The organism is Bacillus sp. JAS24-2 (assembly GCF_008274905.1).
Lineage (GTDB): Bacteria > Bacillota > Bacilli > Bacillales > Bacillaceae_G > Bacillus_A > Bacillus_A cereus.
Genome location: NZ_CP031068.1, coordinates 3,316,741 through 3,336,282, shown reverse-complemented (window position 1 = coordinate 3,336,282; position 19,542 = coordinate 3,316,741). Strand labels below are relative to the sequence as shown.

Below are 19,542 nucleotides of genomic sequence, written 5' to 3'. Positions count from 1 at the left end.
AATACAGAAAGAGCATCCGGAAAAAAGGATGCTCTTTCTGTATTTATCATGTAGATTCTTTTTCGGGTGAGGTGAAAAATTCGTCGATTTTGTCGGAGAGTAGTAATGGAATGGCTCCTTTTATAACAGAAATGTCCCAGTCCCACCATGCGAGATTCTCTAGTTTGTCAATCGTTTCTTGCGGGAAACGATATCGAACAAATTTTGCAGGATTACCAGCTACAATTGCATACGGGGGTACATCTTTTGTAACAATGCTCCTGGCGCCGATAATGGCCCCGTTACCAATTGTAACACCAGATAAAATGCAGGATTGATAACCAATCCATACATCATTGCCGACTACGATATCACCTTTTGAAGAAGGGTGACCAGTAATATGTGCTCCTTCATCAAAAAGTGCATTAAATGGATAAGTTGTTATCCAGTCTGCGCGATGTTCACCGCCAAGTATGAAAACGACTTCTTCTGCTAATGAACAAAACTTACCTATTTTTAATTTTGTTTCATCGTTCCAAGAAAAAATGGTTGGCCCTACTTTACTATAAGTATAATCACCAATATCATATTTATTATATTCAGGTTTTTGATTTAAATATAACATGCTTCTTCAGCCTCCTTTCTCAATTAAGTGATACGTATGGAATATTATATGCAAGATGTAGTAATGTGAACTGTATTAATAGGTGAAATGAACAAAAGGAAGTGGGATGTATGCGATACGAACTGGGTCTATATAATAAACCGTTTCAGTCAATTCAATCAGGAAAAAAAGTATATGAAGTACGCCTATACGATGAAAAACGTCAACTAATAAACAAAGGCGATGAAATCGTATTTACGAATCTTACGACAAAAGAAATGATGACGGTAAAAGTAACGGAAATAAAGCGATACGAGAGCTTTAAAGCCATGTATGAACAAATCGATAAAAAATTATTGGATTGTGAAAATGATAGTTTAGAGGAAATGTTAGAAAGTACATACAAAATATATACGAAAGAACAAGAAAAAGAGTGGGGAACAGTTGCGATTCGTATTGAGGTAATAAAATGATAAGAAATCGCGGAGCGGCTATCATTGTACAGGAAGGAAAAATCGCTCTTATAAAACGTATTCGAGAAGAGGAAACATATTATGTGTTTCCTGGCGGAGGGATTGAGGAAGGTGAAACGCCTGAAGAGGCAACGAAAAGAGAGGTATACGAAGAATTAGGGGTACATATAAAAGTGGAGCACCTTATTGCAAAGGTAAAATATAAAGGAAATGAATATTATTATGCTGCCTATATTACAGGCGGAGTGTTCGGAAGTGGAACAGCTGAGGAATTTCAGTGGGAAGGTAGAGGAAGTTATATTCCGTTATGGCTACCGATAAATGAGTTGGAAAAAGTGAATATAAAACCTTATGAAGTGGTCGGAAATATATTTAATCATTATAAAATATAACGTCTGACAACATACAAAAAAAACCATTGACATAGGCTTCTGATTTAAGTATTGTATTCGAGTATGTTTATAATCAGGAGGTTTATATGAGCAATCAAACTACTACACATCATGTGAAAATGACAACAGCAGATCCATCTGGAATTGGTCTATTTGGATTAGCGATGGTAACACTTGTAGCATCATCTCAAAAGTTAGGCTTAACAGATGGCGTTTCACTTGTATTACCATGGGCAATCTTTTTAGGAGGATTTGCACAAATCTTTGCTTGCATTCATGATGCAAAGCATAACAATACATTCGGTACAACAGCATTCGGTGCGTACGGTCTATTTTGGCTAGGTGTTGGAATGACTTGGTTAATTCAACTTGGAGTATTTGGCGAAAAATTAGCACAAGCTGCAGATTCAAAACAGCTTGGTGTAGCCTTTATCGGATATTTGATTTTCACAATCTTTATGACAATTGGTGCAATGGAAACACATAAAGTATTATTTATGATTTTCGTCCTTATTGATTTCTTATTTATCGGTCTTTCATTAAGTACTTTAGGTGTTATGCCGCATGCAATGCATAATTTAGCAGCATATTCTGAACTTCTTATTTCATTATTATCTTTCTATGGTTCAGCAGCAGCAGTGTTAAACACACACTTCGGAAAAGTTGTTTTACCAGTTGGAAAGCCGTTTGGTATTTTTAAAAAGTAATAAAAAAGCACAGATGATTGTATAGTCATCTGTGCTTTTTTATTTATTGAAAGCTATAGCAGTCGTCCTTGTTAATTCAGAAATTTTTTGAGAGCTCGCAGAATTACCGTCTATTGTTACATGAACTTGTTGCTTAGGGTTCGCTGTAACTACCCATGCGTTTGGTAAATAGCGTGATTTATGAGATAAGGTGGAAGGGATATTTAAAATATCTCCCATTGCATATAATGTTGCTGATGATCCACCGTCCATTGCCATCGCATTGACAGCACCTTTTTCATAAAGAATATCTTGACAATCTCTCAAGGAAGCACCAATGCTATGAGGTTGTCTACCATCAATGACGAAAAACATAATCGATCCATCTTTTTTCTGAGCCATAATGCTTCGAGGGCCATATCCCCAACCACCATCATTTGTAATCATTTTTTCTCCATTTACAATTAGCTGAGGCATAAATCCAGCAGCGGAAACAACATTTTTATTTAACAATTGGTTAGCAGAAAACTCTCCAGAAACCATTTGTCCATATTTTGTAATACCACTAGTGAGGGTAGGGGTATTAATATCTTTCGGCGTGTTTATAACTTTACCGTTTTCAATAACAATACCGATTCCGGTTTTACCACCACCATGCCCGGTTTCATCCCAAAAACCACTGGCATTGACAGCGGCAACTGCATGGTTTCGCTTTGCCATTACGTATATTTTTTCTCCGACGTCTTTACCTTCTGAACCTTGCTGGGTAACAAGTTTTACGTTGAATGGATTACTAATTGTCATTAATTTCCCTTCGAAAAAATGATCATTATATTTTTTCTTTATTGTTTCAATAGAAACATCTAGTGGTAAATCTTTTCGTCTTTCTAACTCTTTTTTTGAAAGTTTAGAAGTTAAAAATTCACTATTTTTCCATTTTGGATTTGTGATGGATTGAGAAATATTATTTAATTCTTCATCAGACAATAACGTGAATTTTGCATATTGTGGATGCTGAGAAGTTAAAATACTCTCGGCTGCGATAACACGTAAATTATGACCGTATGAAGTACCGAATAAAATAATAGCAGCTCCTATTAGTAAGAATATTGTTAAAAGGGAGGTTGCTTTTAAAAATCTAATAAAATACTTTCTCATCATAAGGACTCCTCTTTCTGTAAAGTGAACAATTGATTAGAGATTGAGCATGATACAAAAACATTTTTTATTTGAAATAAGTAATGTGAAATGATGATAATACAATAATGTTTGAAGATAGATTTGGCAATAGTTGAATATGAATGTAGATATTTAAAATGAAATATAAATAGTCAGATGTGAAATGTAAATAAAAGTAGAAAAAAATCAATTGAAATTGATTCTCATTATTAATATAATGAGAATGAGAATCATTTATTGTTAGAGGGGGATGCCAAAGTGGCAAAAATTTTAATAGCTTATGCAAGTATGTCAGGAAATACAGAGAGTATTGCTGATTTAATTAAAGTTAGTTTAGATGCTTTTGATCATGAAGTAGTATTGCAAGAAATGGAAGGCATGGATGCTGAAGAATTATTAGCTTATGATGGAATCATTTTAGGATCTTATACGTGGGGCGATGGTGAATTACCATTTGAAGCGGAAGATTTTCATGATGACTTAGAAAATATAGATTTAGCTGGGAAAAAGGTAGCGGTGTTCGGATCGGGTGATACAGCGTATGAACTGTTTTGTGAAGCGGTAACGATATTTGAAGAACGTCTTGTAGAGCGCGGTGCAGAGCTTGTACAAGAAGGGCTAAAAATTGAATTAGCTCCAGAAGATGAAGAGGATGTTGAAAAATGCAGTAATTTTGCAATTGTATTTGCTGAGAAGTTCTAAGAATGGGAGTGTCAACGTGGAGACAATGTTAAGTGTAACTGCTATTACAAAGTTAAGAGATGGAAAACTGTTGTTAGCTACTACATATAATGGCTTATTTGTTGAACAAGACGGAGAATGGAAACGAATTTTAAATGGTTTTCAAAAACGAATTAGGGATTTACATAGCGAAGATAATGTAGTTTATGGTGTAGGTGACGAAGGGATTTTTATTCGTAGTATGAATGGTGGAGAGAACTGGACAATTCAGCGTTTTCCAACAAAAGCAACGAGTTGGAATGTATGTAGCAATGTACAAGGAAATGTTGTTGCTCATGGAGAAAAAACGCTGTATCTTTCTAATAATTTCGGTTCGACATGGGAAACTATTCATCCGTTTCTTGAGTATGGCAGTGCGGCACCGTCTATTCGATCGTTATTTTTATATAAACATTACTTATTTATTGGTACGAAAATACATGCTAAATATGGTGGTGTTTGGCTCTTTGATTTGAAGACACGTAAATTAAAGAGGATTAAAATTGCGATGAATCAAATGATCTCCGCGTTGACTTTACACAATTCTTATTTAGTAGCGGCAAGTGGATCGTGCAAGGGAGTTAGCGGGAATATTTCTTATTGTAAAATAGATGAAAGTATTGCAAGTGAAAAAATATATTGGCACACATGTCAAAGTGAGCAGAAAGCAAGTAGTTATTTAGACTTAAGTGTAGATCAACATGTTTTATATACAACTTCAACGCAAAATAAGGCGGGTATTAGTAGTGTGTGCCGTGTGCTTCTTGAAGAAGGTATTGTTACAGTATGTGATTCAGTTAAAGGGCACGGATGGCGCATTGTTAATCAAAAAGAGGGTTATGTAGTAGCCGGATCAGGTGAATTAAAAGCAATGCAGTGGGAACAAAAAATAATTTAAGAAAAAACTTTACTTTTATTATATTGATATGATATAGTATGTTTAAACCATTTTACTTTTAATAATATAGAGATTTAAATGAGCTGTAACTTCCGAGGAGGATAGCAATGTTAAATCTCCTCAGGGGTTGCAGTTTTTTAATATCTGGCTTATTATTGTAAGGTGGTTGAAAATGAATATGTACATATAGGTACATTGTAGGAGGATTTTTTTCATGCAAAACGGTAAAGTAAAATGGTTTAACTCAGAAAAAGGTTTCGGTTTCATCGAAGTTGAAGGCGGAGAAGACGTATTCGTTCATTTCTCAGCTATCCAAGGCGAAGGCTTCAAAACTTTAGAAGAAGGTCAAGAAGTTACTTTCGAAGTAGAACAAGGTAACCGTGGACCTCAAGCTACTAACGTAAACAAGAAGTAATTTTTGAAAAAAGAAGGGCTCGCCCTTCTTTTTTTTTGCACTTTTATAGATGTCCTCCTACTTACATATCATAACAAGACTGAATTTTCATTTATTTATTCGGAGTATTTTTGTATAAAGTACATGAATAAATAAATACTGAAAATAAAGTGTTTGTGTGAAAAGGAATTTAGAAAGAGGTAAATAAATTGAAAAACGCTACACATTTCATTGTGTTTGATATTGAAAGGAATTTCAGACCGTATAAATCAGAAGATCCATCAGAAATAGTTGATATCGGAGCTGTAAAAATAGAAATAGGTACAATGAAGATAATTGAAGAATTTTCGGAGTTAGTAAAACCAAGTGCACGATTAACTCGTCATACAACAAAATTAACCGGTATTACGAAAAAAGATTTAATGGGTGTAGAAAAATTCCCTCAAATTATAGAGAAATTTATTCAGTTCATCGGCGAAGGTTCTATATTTGTTTCATGGGGAAAAGAAGATTATCGCTTTCTATCTCATGATTGTACATTATATGGTGTTGAATGCCCAAGTATAGAAAAAGAAAATAGAATTGATTTGCAAAAATTTGTTTTCCAAGCATATGAGGAATTGTTTGAACATACGCCAAGTTTACAATTTGCGGTAGAACAGCTCGCTTTAACGTGGGAAGGAAAACAGCACCGTGCTTTAGCAGATGCTGAAAATACAGCAAATATACTTCTTAAAGTGTATAGCGAGAGAGATATTAATAAGCGATACAAAAGACATGGTGAACTTGAACTTGTAAAAAACGGAAAACTAACAGAAAAAGCGAAAAAAAAGATGCGAAAATGGGTGTTTAAAGAACTAAAGAAAAATACAGAACGCCCTTTTGAATGGAGTACATTTGAAAGTGGTGACACGTGGGAAAGTATAACGGAAAGATATTATATAAGTGAAAATACAGTAGAACTCCTGAAAAAACATTTTCGTACAGCAGTGAGAAAAGCGGAACGACAGATTAGGTATTTGGCTGAGATGGAGGAGAATACAGAGGTTAAATGAATTGCTCCTCCATCTCTAACTACATACATGTAATAACAGCGTATTGATATTAAATAGGCATCAACTTGTTGTTGTGATTGTACATTATAATTGCTTTGGAAGTGTTAAGACGTAATAAGAGTTTTAAACTGTATTAATAAAATAAAAATATATATAAAGAAAAGAGTGTAGTTTAATGGAAACAATCTTTAACATTTTAACTGTTTTAGTTTTTGGGATAATATTTACCACACAATTAGCATTAACTACACTTTCTTTCATAGTAAAGAAGAATTGGAAAAAACTTAATATCTCTTTAAGTTGTGGTGTATTAAAGTTTAAAATAGAAGAGTAAGATTGAGTTTTGTACAAGGGAGGTATGATAGTGGTAGACTTGGATATTAAAGATGTCACAGTAAAGATGGAATTAAACGGTGTCTTTTGGAATGAGGATCGGATTGCTGAAATGAAGGTGACTACAAAAGAAGAGCATTCTGTTATTCTTCGTCTAGTAGTTGATTTAGAAAGTAAAACTATTAGGGCGACGAGTGCGGAAATAGTGAATGGATTCTGCCCTCTGTGCAAACAGAAAAGGGACGAATGTAGTGAACTTAATGACTTGCAAAACAAAATGGAAATTTTAGAAGAAGCCTACGATTGGGTGAGAGAACATCCGGAATATCGTTTTCAATTATCTTTTTACGAGTACAATAAATTTGAGGTAGTAAAGTGAAATTTGCATTTTAACAACTTATAGAAGGACTTGGTCAACTAGAAATATTGAAGTAGATATTTCTAATGGAAATAAGCCTGTATAACAAGGAAGGGATATATTTGATTCTGCAACAAATGTCATCTTGCATCAAAAAAATTTAAAAATAAACATGTTTTATTATAAAGCAGAAAAATCGATTCTTAGTAGAATCGGTTTTTTATATAAATAAAAGAGCGCTTATTAAAAGCGCCCAGTAACAACAGTTATATGGAAGTATTTATCCCGTAAAAGCCCGATTGGTGAGGGCTAATAATTAGTGGGGGATGAACAAAACCCCACTGATTAAAGTTTCACTTTATTCAATACCGCTCGGATCAAACGAATACTGCTGCTTATTCTCAATCCGCTCAATCACATCTTGCAGCTCATCTGGCTTCAGAAACTCAATAGGAGAGAAGCCTTTTTCAAATGTAAGTGTGTCTGCTTCAATCATAAGTACATATCGATCATTTACCTTCGCAATATGTATTTGATCCCCAAAATCCGCAAGCAACGCCTTCACAGAGATATGATCGGCTTTTAGTTTTAATTCCACTTCAGGAGCATGCTCGACGATTTGAGCGGTTGCTTCCATTACTTCTTCAGTTGAAAATTGTTCCATAATTTCGCGTTTCGGACTGGCAGCCCATACTTCCATCGCTTGGTCGAATTGTTCGCGTTCTTCCGTACCTTCTTCAAATACATCTTCAATTTGGTCGTATACCATGTCCATTACTTGTGTTTTCATAATTTCAGGCATAGAGCGTTCATATTCGACGAATTTTAAGAAGTCTTCAAAGTAGCGGGCATGTGATGCTTGATGTATTTTTAGTTCGCCTACTTCAACCATTCCTTCTTCAGGCATGTACGGATATTGGATAGATTTCATATTCTTTGTTGTGATGGCCATTTCAACGTTACGAATCAGTGTTGATTCATCAGAAATAGAAGCAACCTTTGGTTCAAAGTCGCATTTCATTACGAATACGAATGGATCATCAAAGTATTTGCGTAGTTTTGCCTGAGCAATTAAAAATACACCACCACGTACAGCGCTTGTGTCAAGATATGTATAAACGAGAGGTTCGCTCATATCTTTAAAGTTTTCTTTTGTTTCTGCAAAGCGAATACGATTAAAAAGGTTGTAATGAGGGTTTGAATCAAGTTCGTGCCCTTCTTCTACAATAAAGCGACCAATTTTTGTTGGGGCTTGTTCTGTTTTTGCATGACGTTCTACTTTTCGCTTCGATATTTTTAATAACTCACCATTCAAAAATTCTTTTAAGGAACTATCTTCATATTCTTCAGCGTCTAAAGTTTGAAAATGTTTGTAGCGTTTATCAACTGCTTCACCTTTTCCTTCTACTTGTACAACATAAAAGGAAAGATAATTTATTTCAAAATCCATATTTATCACCTTGTTTCATTTCATTAACTCTTATCAGTATAGAGATGGAAAAAACTTTCGTCAATTTATATAAGGAAGGGGAAGCCCCTTCCTTTATATAATCTTTATTTTCTCGATTAAAATCCGTCTTCTAATGCTGCGAATGGAATGTTTAGTCTGTTTTCTACTGTGCGTAAACGTTGGTTTAAGCGGTTTAGTCTACGTGTATGGCGCTCAACTGTATTTTCTAGTTGACGAACTCTTTGTTCAAGCTCATTTACGCGTCTTTCTAATTGACGATTTCCAGTGCCAGGAAAAGAGATTGGAAGTTGGAATTGTCTATTTTGGTCATATGGATTCGTGTGCTCTGCTTGATCTATATAAGATTGATATTGTGTTTGTAAGTCATACTGTGGTTGTTGGTACGCATATTGATTATATGGATCATATGGATTGTAGGGATACATAATAACATCCTCCATTTCTTTAAAATAGGTTGAATTCACCATAATGTATGTGCAAAAGCGGAGCGGTGGCACGGCAAATACCTATTTATGTTGACGGGATTTCTCTTTATCCCGCTATTTGCTGGGCAATAAGACCCCCACTGATTACAGTTTCACTTTATAAAAAATAGCTTGAGAGTTTTTGATTTGTATTTCTTTTGTGTAATGGTATATACTGGATAAAAGGGAGAGTTTACATAAAAGTTACAATTCTATCAAACTCAAACTTTTATGTAAATATGTATAGACATTTATAAAAGAAAAGAGTAATTTATATAGAGTGAAAAATAACTTGTAACATTTTATAAACATATTGTAAAATGATTGTAACAAAACATACATAAAAATGAAATAAATACATAATAGTGATGTTGGGGAAAGGGAGAGAGTATATTGTTCCGTAAAGTAAAGGGTATATTAGTTGGGGTGTTATGTGTAGCTATAATGAGTGGCTGTGGTGCAAAAGTAAGTGATGTTGCATTGGTAAGTGATATTGGTGGGCACACTGTAGAGGCTAAAGCAGAAGTACAGGATACTATTAGTTTAGTTGATGGTCGAACTGGTACTGAAGTGAAAAAATTAGATTTATCTAGTTTAGGCTATTTTGAAGATGAAGCGAAATTTAAAAAGTCTGTCACAAAGGTTGTTGGTGAGATTGGAAAAAGCGTCGACAAAAAAATGGTTCCTTCACGTATAGCACCTGATGGAAGTTGGCAAGAAGGAAAACCTTCTTATGAATTAATGGAAAAAGAATTAGTAGATAAATTGTTAAATGTTGGTATGTGGGATGCTACGTATCAGTTGCCGATCGTGGAGAAAAAACCAGTCGCAACATTAAGTGATGCGCAAGGAAATGGTGCGGTAATTGGTAGATATGAAACGAACTTAGGTGGTTCAACAGGTGGCCGTATTGAGAATATTCGTTTGTCAGCAGCGAGCATAAATGGAGTTGTGTTAGCAAAAGGAGACCGTTTCTCTTTTAATTCATTAATCGGTGATACAACACCAGATAAAGGATATCAATTAGGAAAAGAAATAGTTGATGGTAAATTAGTAGATGGATATGGCGGTGGTGTTTGTCAAACATCTTCAACTTTATACAATGCAGCAGATCAAGCTGGCCTGAAAATGGTGGAGAGAACTACACATTCTAAAACGGTAGGTTATGTTCCACAAGGAAGAGATGCTACAATTGCATATCCATATTTAGATTTAGTATTTGAAAATACGAATGATGCACCTGTGAAGCTTTATATGGGCATTCAGGGTGGAAAGCTAGTTGCTGAAGTACATAAAATGAGATAAGAGTTATAAAGCCACCTTTTCTGAAATTTAGAAAAGGTGGCATTTTTATTATGAAAATAAAAAATGTATGTAAATTCTGACTTTTCTTATTTACATAGGATGATTTTAGTTGTATCCTTCATAGTAACGGTTATATGTAATGGGAAAATATAGGGATAAGGAGATGGAGTTATTCATGGTACAAATTCATCCGAAAACACGTATTGGTCATGTTGAATTTAAAGTGAAAGACTTAGAGCGTCAAATTGCTTTTTATGAGAATGTTGTAGGATTAGAGGTAATTAAGCAAGAGGGGAATAAAGCATATTTATCTGGAAAAGGTGGAAAGAACGCGTTACTTGTTCTTGAAAAGTTAGAGAACGGGGTACTGCAAGAACCGCGTACGACTGGTATATATCATGTAGCCTTTTTAGTTCCGACTCGTGAAGCTTTTGCTTCTGCGCTATTTGGGGTTCTTCGTAATAAGAATGTAATTGACAGCCCGGATGAGCAAGAAGGGCGTTATACATATTCAAATGAAATTTTACCAATTTCAAGGTTTAATAGTGCAAGTGATCATACATATAGCGAAGCTTTTTATTTGCAAGATTTAGAGGGGAATGGTATTGAAATTTATGCAGACCGTCCGCGTGATCAATGGGGAGAAGGATCAGGAGGAAGTACACCACTTGATTTAAAAGAATTGGCAACACTCGTTGATTATGATTTTGATGGTTTGCCTGCTAATACTGTCGTTGGGCACGTACATTTACGAATAGCTGATGTAGAGAAATCACATGAATTTTATGTGGAAACAGTAGGTTTTGAAGTACAACAGCGTGAAGAGGATTGCTTATTTATTTCAGCAGGGGGATATCATCACCATATTGGTGCAAATACGTGGAACGGAGTAAACAATCCACACCCACCAGTATATGCAACTGGACTAAAGGTATATGCTATTGTACTACCGCATAAAGAAGCGTTAGACGAAGTGAAAGAAAGATTAATAGAAAAACAACATGAAATAAATGAAACTACAAATGGGTTTGTGGTGGTAGATCCAAGTGGTATTACAGTGCAGTTTGAAATAGAAGCAGTGTAAAATAAGCGAGAAAGTGTATAATCACTTTCTCGCTTATTTGTGATTATTCATAGCTCAATCCAATATCTTCTTACTATATTCCCATCTTCCTCAGTGAAATCATCATCACGAATCCCGCCGTTATGCAAAATCGTTTTTTCAGAAGCGGTATTCACAGCGTCGCAAACGACAAGTACTTTCGTGATGTCTAACTCCTTCGTTTTTTCTAATGATAATGCTAGTAACTTCGTAGCATAACCTTTTCTTCTTTCAGAAGGGCGAATGCCATAACCAATGTGACCGCCAGCGTTAGATAAATGTTTGGTTAAACTATGACGTATATTAACAGCTCCCACAATTTTATTTTCATCTGTAACAAGCCAATATGTAGAGTCTGGTACCCAAGTTTCAGGGATATTTATTCCGTTATGCGCATCGAGAAGTTCTTGAACCATAGCTGGGAAGTTGGCAGGATTTTTTGAGATAACCCACGGGATCATTGTTTCACCGCTATCTTTCCATTCGTTATAGAAATCTAAGTATTCTTCTTGTAAATCAGTAGTAGGTGTGAGTAATGAGACGTTCATTGTTAGTAAGCTCCTTTATTTATATAGTTTTTATAAAAAATTACGATACAAATTGAAAGCGTTTTCCATAGTTTCTCAACCTAATTTCACGTAATTCATCTTTGATTTTTTAGAAAATTAGTGAAGGTTTAAAATTAGAAGTTATTTATTTTATGTTAATATTTTAAATATTAACATAAAACGGTCGGAGTATTAAGTATATTTTAGCGGTACCCCTATATGTAAATAAAAGGATGTTTGTGATAATTTTTGTTTTATCTATCTATAATGAATGAAAGGGGGAAGTGCCCGTGAGTGTAGATTTTGATTTTATTATACGAATCGGTGTTGCTGGCTTGTTAGGAGCAATGATTGGTATTGAAAGAGAAATTCGATCGAAAGAAGCTGGATTAAAGACTCATTTCCTCGTAGCGGTAGGAAGTGCGTTAATAATGGTTGTTTCGAAATATGCCTTTTCAGATATTGTGTTTGAAGAGCATATGTCTCTAGACCCAAGTCGTATTGCAGCACAAGTCGTTAGTGGAGTTGGTTTTTTAGGTGCAGGCACAATTATTATTCAAAAGCAGGCGGTGAAAGGATTAACGACCGCGGCTGGTTTATGGGCTACTGCCGGCATAGGATTAGCAATTGGAGCGGGAATGTATGTAGTAGGTATTGGAGCGACGATTCTCGTTTTAATTGGTTTAGAAATTGTAAGTCGTATTTTTAAGGTGCAATTTTTATTTCCACAAAATATAACAGTGCAAATGTTTGTAAATAAACATGAAGCGGTACAACAAATATTAGAAACACTACAAGTGAAAGGCATCCCAATACTCTCATATGAGGTGGAAGCTTCACAGCAAAGTACAGAAACTGTTTATAAGGTAGGGATGCAACTGAAAAATATATCGTCAGAAGAAAAGAATGAGTTTATTCAGCACATGCAAACATTACCGGAAGTTACATTTATAAAGTTAAAATCATAGTGTTGAAAATGAGGATAGATGTAGCAGGAATTTTGCTATTATCTATCTTTTTTGATATAAAATGCACGGAAAGTCAAGCGTTAATTTTATATGGAATGGATACATGTGTGAACGTTACCTTATTTTTTCTCAATACAGGACAAAAAGTAAAAATAGTAAAATAATGGAGCGGGACACTAAAAATGTAAGGTAGGGGAGAGCATGAAAGGCTATTCAAAGAAAATGTTAGTAGGGGTAAGTTTTGCTAGTTTAATGTTAGGGAGTTTTCAAGGGGTAAGTTTGGCAGAAGATACTAAGGGAGAGCAAGTTTCTTATCGAAATGTGCTCAAAATGGAGCCAGTCGGTGTACAACTACCAGTACAAGAATTAGCTCATTCATCGAAAGTGCTCGAAAGCAAGTCTTTTGAGAAAAGGTTACAATTTGCCGATTTATCACAAAGACCACCTGAGGTGAAAAAAGAAAGTAAGCAATTAGCTGTAGCGAAAAATTATACAATTGCCGAATTAAATCAATTAAGCAATCAGCAGTTAGTAGATTTACTTGTAACAATTGATTGGGAGCAAATTACGGGGCTATTTCAGTTTAATACAGACAGTCTAGCATTCTATCAAAATGATAGTAGGATGCAGACGATTATTGATAAATTGAAGCAGCAAGGACAAGCCTATACGAAGGATGATTCAAAAGGGATTGAGACATTAGTAGAGGTATTACGTTCAGGATTTTATTTAGGATTTTATAATTCGGAACTTAGTAAATTAAATGAACGGAGTTATCATGATAAATGCTTACCTGCATTAAAAGCGATGGCTAACAATTCAAATTTTAAGCTGGGTACATTAGAGCAAAATAGAGTGGTATCATCATACGGAAAGTTAATAGGAAACGCTTCGAGCGATGTGGAAACGATAACATCAGCTGCAAAGATTTTTAAACAATATAATGATAATTTTTCTACATTAGTAGATAATCTTTCAGCTGGAAATGCTATTTACGATATTATGCAAGGTGTTGATTACGACATTCAATCGTATTTGTACGATACGAGGAAAGCACCGAAAGATACAGTATGGTATCAGAAAATAGATAGTTATATTAATGAATTAAGTCGTTTTGCATTAATGGGAACGATTACAGCAAAAAACGGTTGGCTTATTAATAATGGCATTTATTATACAGGTAGACTCGGTATGTTCCATAGTACAGGAACTAAAGGGTTACAAGTTGTAACAGATGCGATGAAAATGTATCCGTATTTAGGGGAGCAATATTTCGTAGCTGCTGAGCAAATTGCAACGAATTATGGCGGAAAAGATGCAAATGGTAAAGTGGTGAATTTAGATCAAATAAGAGAAGATGGAAAGAAAAAATATTTGCCAAAAACGTATACGTTTGATGATGGGGCAATTGTTTTAAAAGCTGGAGATAAAGTGACAGAAGAAAAAGTAAAACGTTTATATTGGGCGGCAAAAGAAGTAAAGGCACAATTCCATCGTACGGTTGAAAGTGATCAACCTTTAGAAAAAGGAAATCCTGATGATGTATTAACGATGGTTATTTATAATAGCCCAGCAGAATATCAATTTAATCGTCAATTGTACGGTTATGAAACGAATAACGGTGGTCTTTATATAGAAGGAACAGGTACGTTCTTTACTTATGAGCGTACGCCAGAAGAAAGTATTTATAGTTTAGAAGAATTATTCAGACACGAGTTCACGCATTATTTACAAGGTAGATATGAAGTACCAGGGTTATGGGGACAAGGGAAAATATATGAAAATGAAAGATTATCTTGGTTTGAAGAAGGAAATGCTGAATTTTTTGCAGGGGCAACGAGAACGGATAATGTTGTACCGAGAAAGAGTATTATAGGAGGATTATCTTCAAATCCAGCAGAGCGTTATACGGCAGAGCGAACGTTAAATGCAAAGTATGGAACGTGGGATTTCTATAATTATTCCTTTGCTTTACAATCGTATATGTACAATAAGAGATATGATATGTTCGATAAAATACATGATCTTATTAGGAAAAATGATGTAACAGCATATGATGCATATCGCTCTACATTAAGTAAAGATGCGAATTTAAATAAAGAATATCAGGACTATATGCAAATGCTAGTTGATAATCGTGAGAAATATAATGTGCCATTAGTATCAGACGATTATTTAGCGAATCATGCATCGAAGCCAGTTTCAGATATTGCAGCAGAAATAACAGCGGAAGCAAAATTGAAAAATGTATCAGTGAAGAAAAATAAATCACAGTTCTTTAATACATTCACACTACAAGGAACATATACAGGAACTGCAGCAAAAGGAGAATATGAAGATTGGAAAACAATTACACAAAACGTTAATGATACGTTAAAACGTTTAAGTGCAAAGGAATGGACAGGCTATAAAACAGTAACAGCATACTTTGTAAATTATCGCGTGAATACATCAGGACAATTTGAATATGATGTTGTGTTCCACGGTATTAATACAGAAGAAGGTGCAGAGAATAAAGCACCAGTTGCAGTTATAAACGGTCCGTATAGCGGAAATGTAAATGAAGCAATTTCATTTACAAGCGACGGATCAAAAGATGAAGACGGGAAAATTACTTCGTATAAATGGGAGTTTGGTGATGGAGCAGTAAGTAATGAGCAAAATCCAACTCACGTATATACAAAAGAAGGAACGTATACGACGAAATTAACGGTAACAGACGATAAAGGAGCAACTAATACTGCTACAGCGACTGTAACTGTTCAAAAGAAAGAAGATAACAGTGTAGAAAAAGAACCGAATAACTCATTCCAAACAGCAAACAAATTGCAGTTAAATCAAGTTTTACGTGCTAGTTTAGGAAATGGCGATACAAGTGATTTCTTTGAAATTAATGTGGAGACTGCTAAAAACCTTCAAATTAACGTAACGAATGAAAATAATATTGGAATGAACTGGGTACTTTATTCTGAAGCAGATTTAAATAATTATGTTACGTATGCTCAGCAACAAGGGAATAAACTAGTAGGTAGTTACTATACGTATCCAGGGAAGTATTATTTACATGTGTATCAGTATGGCGGGGGGACAGGGAATTATACGGTGGAAGTGAAGTAGTAAAAGGGGAGTTATCTTGTTCAATGAATGGAAAAAGGTCTGTACTTTAATGAAAAAACAACTGCAGGCAATGTCTCTAATGATAATAACAAATTAAGTGTCGCGAGATGTTATATTTATATTAAACCAATCTAATCAGTAAATAAGATAAAATAGATGAACTAGTATTTCATCACGATGTAAGAAAAGTTATAAATATTAAGTGTTTTTAATTGAATTAAACTAAAGGATCAGAGTGTATCTGTAACAATAGATAGGCTCTGATCCTTATTATATTTAATTAACGCATATGAATTTAAGATAATTAATAAGTAAGCTAGCTAGCGGGATTCTTAAAATTCATTTATGTAATTAACTAAACAGAAAATTGTTATCACATTAGCAAGGGATACTAATAGAAAAGCGTGTCCCTTTACCTAATTCACTCTCTATTTCTATATCTCCGTTTAATTCTCTAATAATACTATAAGCAATCATAGTACCAAGCCCAGTTCCTTTTTCTGTTGTTGAATAGAATGGCAAAGCAATTCGTTTTATTTGTTGAGATGACATCCCAATTCCTGAATCAATAATATCAATTATGATATTTCCTTTTACTTTTTGTATATTTATTTGTAATAATCCACCATTTTTCATAGCCTCAATTCCGTTTTGGATGATGTTGTTTAGACAGAGTTTGAATTTTTCGGGGTCCCCATTTATATAAAAGGAATCTGTACTATTTTGTTTGATTTCAACTTTGTATGATAGAGCGAGTGGTGAAATAGTATCTTTCACCTGATTTAAAATGTGATTAATATCTATTTTTTCTTTTAGGGTATTCTGTGGTTTGGTTAAAGATAAATAGTTATTAATAGTAGATTGTATTTGCTGCATTTCAATTAACATGATTTCTAAGTATTGATCCTGAGATAGCTTAGAGGCATGTTTTTCATTTAATAATTGAGTGAATCCATGTACCGTGGTTAGTGGATTGTGGATTTCGTGTGCAATTGACGCTGCTAGTTCGCTAGCTATATAAAATTTTTCAGCCCGTTGCAGTTTTTCTTTCATTTTATATTTCTCAATCATTTCCTCTATAAAATAAACTGATAATAATACTGTGAAAATATTAATGACTATATAATTTAATAAAAATTCTATGAGAGTAGAGTCTATTTTACCTCCTGTATTTATTTGAGTTGCAATACCGCAAATAGAAAGGGAAGCTGTACATACTAAAATAAGAAGTAAGCTTAATAATATCTTTTTTTCTTTAAAATACATAGGTAATAAGTAACGAAAGAGCATTGTTATAACAGAAATGATAGTAAAGATAATAAATGATGGAAGAACGCCATTTCCGCCTAAGTAAAACCGGTAAGAAAGATATAAAATTCCTATAAAAACAATGTTTTTTGTATTTCCATATAGAAAAACTAATATTATAGGAATAAAACGTAAATCATAAATAAATCCCACATGTAAATGAAAAGGAAAAGTCATACAAAAAATAATAGCAATGGAGGAAAGGATAGAAAATAACATATTATTACATGTTATTTTTTCTTTAAACTCTAGCCAAAATACGTGATAGCTAAGGATACAAATTATTATAATAAAGGTATTTAATAAAAGAGTAGAAATTCCCATAGTTTTGCATCTCCGATAGTTTGTAAGTAGAATTATGTATGAGTTGGACATAGATGTTTAGTATTAGTAGACTTTTTATCTAAAAAAGGAAGGGTACTTGAAAAGTGCTGTTATATTACTCGTATTAAAATTGATAAGGAAAATAGAAAAAAATAATAGATAAAAAATCTATTTAAATTTATGTACATATGAAATCATAAACTAACTTTTGTATAGGTGAAATTTGGATTGAGTTACTGATAAAATAAGTCTTTTAAAGTATGAATATTCTGTGAAAAAGATATGCGTGGTGACTCCTGTTTTGTAGCCTTCGTTATATTAACATGGAATATATCAAATTACAAAGTGAAATTTTAGAAAAATTTTATTAGTACATTTTATCTGAAATAGAAATGCTATTTATTTGAGTATTTTGGTACTTACTCGTATAAAACTTTGTTAGAAAAAGACTTTAAAATTTACATGTTTTTTATGAAGTGTAATATTGTAGCTTTATCTATGGGGCTTTCTCAATAACTATTAAGGCGGAAAGTTTAAATATATAGGTTTATAGATATGAATTATTACATAAAAACGCACTTAAAAAAGGATGTATGATGGTAATAGAATACAAACATCAAGGGGGAACTTAAAATGAAGTTAAATAAACTAGTGCTTAGTTGTGGAGTAGTTTCAGCATTAACACTTGGTGTGTTAGGGAATAATACTTATGCTGAAGAAGTACACAAAACGAATGATCCAATTCATGTAGTTGAACATGTTTCTGCAGACTTATTATTAACCCAAACAATGAATTATAGTGGCGAGGCTGTAACTTCTTTCGTATATGATGGGAGTACTGACTTAAGCTTCTCTATGAAAAATAATGGTCAAAATACAATGGGATATAGTGTAAAAGGTCCAAATACAGAGCTAATTGTTGGTGGTTATATAAAACCTGGAGAACAACAAATTAATGTTACAAATGTACGGAATGCTTTATCTCCATTACCGAATGGAACATATAAAATTTACGTTTCAAATGATGATGGTTCTAAGGGGCAATTCCAAGTTTCAGTAAGATCTGTGAATTAAATTTAAAACGCTTTGTTTTTAAGTTAATTTAATCTTTGCTTATTGGAAAGAAGCTAAAATGAATTGAGAATTACCGATAAAAATGAAAACGAGCACCTTATCTAATTGTGAGAGGGTGTTCGTTTTTTGCTATTAAACAGAAAATAATTATAAATATATTTTGATATCCCCATTGCTAACCTACTAGATTGTGTCAACGAGAGAATGTCTACTATAAAAGATATTAAAATAAAGATGATGTAACATTCCGCTAAATTATATGGGGAAATAGAAAAACCACCCTTATATGAGTGGTTTTTAGTAATTATTTTTAGGTTATACATTTAAAATTAGGCTAAGTTATAGAAATAATAAACATTTAATCTGTTGTTATTATTTTGGTTCTGGATAATGATTGTAGTATGAGATTCTAATAAATTCTTGGTAGACATTTGTTAATTTGGCATCTCTAAGAGCATCGTTGAATTTTTGCATACGTACACTCCCTTGAGCGTAGCCTCCACCTGGAGTATAAGGGTTTCTAGCTTCAAAGTCATCCAAAAATACTTTTAATTTTTTATAGTCTTGAGATTGATAGAAAGCCACAGCCTCTTCAGGAGTGACATCAAAGTAAGAGGATGACGTTGAGTTATAAGAAGCTGCTTGAGCAGTAGGTGCCTCTAGCATAGTTGCAGCTCCACCGAACATAGTAAGCGCCATAGAAGATACAATAATTTTTTTAAACATAATAAAACCTCCATGTAGAATATTAGACTAATAGTAATCCTGTAATCATTATAGTTACAATGAA

At 33.7% G+C, this 19,542-nt stretch carries 20 protein-coding genes; 13 read left to right on the top strand and 7 right to left on the bottom strand.

All coding sequences use genetic code 11. The features are described 5' to 3' along the window. Positions 1-46 precede the first annotated feature (46 nt). The gene (locus DN407_RS17215; protein WP_000966305.1) at positions 47-604 is read right to left on the bottom strand and encodes a CatB-related O-acetyltransferase; all 558 of its coding nucleotides are present in this window, start codon (positions 602-604) and stop codon (positions 47-49) included. Positions 605-714: 110 nt separating this feature from the next. On the opposite strand from DN407_RS17215, the gene DN407_RS17210 reads away from it, so the two are divergent. The 3 genes from DN407_RS17210 (at position 715) to DN407_RS17200 (ending at position 2,155) form a co-directional block, all read left to right on the top strand. After that, a complete protein-coding gene (locus DN407_RS17210; RefSeq protein WP_016111403.1) occupies positions 715-1,056 on the top strand; it encodes an ASCH domain-containing protein in 342 nt (113 codons plus the stop codon). Continuing rightward, positions 1,053-1,448 (top strand): NUDIX hydrolase, encoded by a 396-nt coding sequence (locus DN407_RS17205; RefSeq protein ID WP_000620829.1) that lies wholly within the window; start codon positions 1,053-1,055, stop codon positions 1,446-1,448. Before DN407_RS17210 ends, DN407_RS17205 begins: the two co-directional genes overlap by 4 nt. An 86-nt stretch (positions 1,449-1,534) precedes the next feature. Then, positions 1,535-2,155 (top strand): acetate uptake transporter, encoded by a 621-nt coding sequence (locus DN407_RS17200; protein ID WP_000070938.1) that lies wholly within the window; start codon positions 1,535-1,537, stop codon positions 2,153-2,155. 39 nt (positions 2,156-2,194) lie between these two features. Here DN407_RS17200 and DN407_RS17195 read toward each other — a convergent pair whose 3' ends face one another. Continuing rightward, on the bottom strand, positions 2,195-3,292 hold the full coding sequence (locus tag DN407_RS17195) for a phosphodiester glycosidase family protein (protein WP_149216764.1): 1,098 nt from the start codon (positions 3,290-3,292) through the stop codon (positions 2,195-2,197). A gap of 279 nt (positions 3,293-3,571) precedes the next feature. Between DN407_RS17195 and DN407_RS17190 the strand changes: the two genes are divergently transcribed. The 5 genes from DN407_RS17190 (at position 3,572) to DN407_RS17170 (ending at position 7,092) form a co-directional block, all read left to right on the top strand. Then, a complete protein-coding gene (locus DN407_RS17190) occupies positions 3,572-4,015 on the top strand; it encodes a flavodoxin (RefSeq protein WP_001062753.1) in 444 nt (147 codons plus the stop codon). Between the two features lie 16 nt (positions 4,016-4,031). Then, positions 4,032-4,931, top strand: coding sequence for a WD40/YVTN/BNR-like repeat-containing protein (locus DN407_RS17185; protein WP_000449526.1), 900 nt, complete (start codon positions 4,032-4,034; stop codon positions 4,929-4,931). A 214-nt stretch (positions 4,932-5,145) separates the two neighbouring features. Continuing rightward, the gene (gene cspB / locus DN407_RS17180) at positions 5,146-5,346 is read left to right on the top strand and encodes a cold shock-like protein CspB (RefSeq protein WP_001179150.1); all 201 of its coding nucleotides are present in this window, start codon (positions 5,146-5,148) and stop codon (positions 5,344-5,346) included. Positions 5,347-5,534: 188 nt separating this feature from the next. Further along, positions 5,535-6,380, top strand: coding sequence for an exonuclease (locus tag DN407_RS17175; protein ID WP_000786417.1), 846 nt, complete (start codon positions 5,535-5,537; stop codon positions 6,378-6,380). 364 nt (positions 6,381-6,744) lie between these two features. Further along, positions 6,745-7,092, top strand: a complete 348-nt coding sequence (locus tag DN407_RS17170; RefSeq protein WP_000227983.1) for a hypothetical protein — start codon at positions 6,745-6,747, stop codon at positions 7,090-7,092. Positions 7,093-7,429: 337 nt separating this feature from the next. Here DN407_RS17170 and DN407_RS17165 read toward each other — a convergent pair whose 3' ends face one another. Both DN407_RS17165 and DN407_RS17160 read right to left on the bottom strand, forming a co-directional pair. Then, complete coding sequence (locus tag DN407_RS17165) at positions 7,430-8,521, bottom strand: DUF3900 domain-containing protein (protein ID WP_000345046.1); 1,092 nt, start codon at positions 8,519-8,521, stop codon at positions 7,430-7,432. Between the two features lie 116 nt (positions 8,522-8,637). Beyond that, the gene (locus tag DN407_RS17160) at positions 8,638-8,967 is read right to left on the bottom strand and encodes a hypothetical protein (RefSeq protein WP_000283715.1); all 330 of its coding nucleotides are present in this window, start codon (positions 8,965-8,967) and stop codon (positions 8,638-8,640) included. 432 nt (positions 8,968-9,399) lie between these two features. Here DN407_RS17160 and DN407_RS17155 point away from each other — a divergent pair, with 432 nt between their 5' ends. Further along, positions 9,400-10,311 carry a VanW family protein gene (locus DN407_RS17155; protein ID WP_000488972.1) on the top strand — a complete coding sequence of 304 codons (912 nt, stop codon included), beginning with the start codon at positions 9,400-9,402 and terminating at the stop codon, positions 10,309-10,311. 175 nt (positions 10,312-10,486) lie between these two features. Further along, positions 10,487-11,395, top strand: a complete 909-nt coding sequence (locus DN407_RS17150; protein WP_149216516.1) for a VOC family protein — start codon at positions 10,487-10,489, stop codon at positions 11,393-11,395. A 47-nt stretch (positions 11,396-11,442) separates the two neighbouring features. On the opposite strand, the gene DN407_RS17145 is transcribed toward DN407_RS17150, so the two are convergent. After that, the gene (locus tag DN407_RS17145) at positions 11,443-11,961 is read right to left on the bottom strand and encodes a GNAT family N-acetyltransferase (protein WP_149216515.1); all 519 of its coding nucleotides are present in this window, start codon (positions 11,959-11,961) and stop codon (positions 11,443-11,445) included. Between the two features lie 290 nt (positions 11,962-12,251). Between DN407_RS17145 and DN407_RS17140 the strand changes: the two genes are divergently transcribed. Together DN407_RS17140 and colA are read left to right on the top strand one after the other, a co-directional pair. Beyond that, complete coding sequence (locus tag DN407_RS17140) at positions 12,252-12,929, top strand: MgtC/SapB family protein (RefSeq protein ID WP_000109721.1); 678 nt, start codon at positions 12,252-12,254, stop codon at positions 12,927-12,929. 201 nt (positions 12,930-13,130) lie between these two features. After that, on the top strand, positions 13,131-16,046 hold the full coding sequence (colA, locus tag DN407_RS17135) for a collagenase ColA (RefSeq protein ID WP_149216514.1): 2,916 nt from the start codon (positions 13,131-13,133) through the stop codon (positions 16,044-16,046). 378 nt (positions 16,047-16,424) lie between these two features. Here colA and DN407_RS17130 read toward each other — a convergent pair whose 3' ends face one another. Next, positions 16,425-17,678 carry a sensor histidine kinase gene (locus tag DN407_RS17130; RefSeq protein ID WP_149216513.1) on the bottom strand — a complete coding sequence of 418 codons (1,254 nt, stop codon included), beginning with the start codon at positions 17,676-17,678 and terminating at the stop codon, positions 16,425-16,427. Between the two features lie 633 nt (positions 17,679-18,311). Here DN407_RS17130 and DN407_RS17125 point away from each other — a divergent pair. Next, the gene (locus DN407_RS17125) at positions 18,312-18,752 is read left to right on the top strand and encodes a hypothetical protein (protein ID WP_000773526.1); all 441 of its coding nucleotides are present in this window, start codon (positions 18,312-18,314) and stop codon (positions 18,750-18,752) included. A gap of 372 nt (positions 18,753-19,124) precedes the next feature. Here DN407_RS17125 and DN407_RS17120 read toward each other — a convergent pair whose 3' ends face one another. Beyond that, positions 19,125-19,478: a hypothetical protein gene (locus DN407_RS17120; RefSeq protein WP_000473483.1), complete on the bottom strand. Its 354-nt coding sequence runs from the start codon at positions 19,476-19,478 to the stop codon at positions 19,125-19,127. Positions 19,479-19,542: the final 64 nt, after the last annotated feature.

Excerpts from the sequence above, each read along its gene's own strand:
- DN407_RS17165 (WP_000345046.1), bottom strand. The coding sequence starts at position 8,521 with ATGGATTTTGAAATAAATTATCTTTCCTTTTATGTTGTACAAGTAGAA.
- DN407_RS17130 (WP_149216513.1), bottom strand. The coding sequence starts at position 17,678 with ATGGGAATTTCTACTCTTTTATTAAATACCTTTATTATAATAATTTGT.
- DN407_RS17200 (WP_000070938.1), top strand. The coding sequence starts at position 1,535 with ATGAGCAATCAAACTACTACACATCATGTGAAAATGACAACAGCAGAT.
- DN407_RS17210 (WP_016111403.1), top strand. The coding sequence starts at position 715 with ATGCGATACGAACTGGGTCTATATAATAAACCGTTTCAGTCAATTCAA.
- DN407_RS17150 (WP_149216516.1), top strand. The coding sequence starts at position 10,487 with ATGGTACAAATTCATCCGAAAACACGTATTGGTCATGTTGAATTTAAA.
- DN407_RS17145 (WP_149216515.1), bottom strand. The coding sequence starts at position 11,961 with ATGAACGTCTCATTACTCACACCTACTACTGATTTACAAGAAGAATAC.
- DN407_RS17215 (WP_000966305.1), bottom strand. The coding sequence starts at position 604 with ATGTTATATTTAAATCAAAAACCTGAATATAATAAATATGATATTGGT.
- DN407_RS17125 (WP_000773526.1), top strand. The coding sequence starts at position 18,312 with ATGAAGTTAAATAAACTAGTGCTTAGTTGTGGAGTAGTTTCAGCATTA.
- colA (WP_149216514.1), top strand. The coding sequence starts at position 13,131 with ATGAAAGGCTATTCAAAGAAAATGTTAGTAGGGGTAAGTTTTGCTAGT.
- cspB (WP_001179150.1), top strand. The coding sequence starts at position 5,146 with ATGCAAAACGGTAAAGTAAAATGGTTTAACTCAGAAAAAGGTTTCGGT.
- DN407_RS17160 (WP_000283715.1), bottom strand. The coding sequence starts at position 8,967 with ATGTATCCCTACAATCCATATGATCCATATAATCAATATGCGTACCAA.
- DN407_RS17205 (WP_000620829.1), top strand. The coding sequence starts at position 1,053 with ATGATAAGAAATCGCGGAGCGGCTATCATTGTACAGGAAGGAAAAATC.
- DN407_RS17120 (WP_000473483.1), bottom strand. The coding sequence starts at position 19,478 with ATGTTTAAAAAAATTATTGTATCTTCTATGGCGCTTACTATGTTCGGT.
- DN407_RS17195 (WP_149216764.1), bottom strand. The coding sequence starts at position 3,292 with ATGAGAAAGTATTTTATTAGATTTTTAAAAGCAACCTCCCTTTTAACA.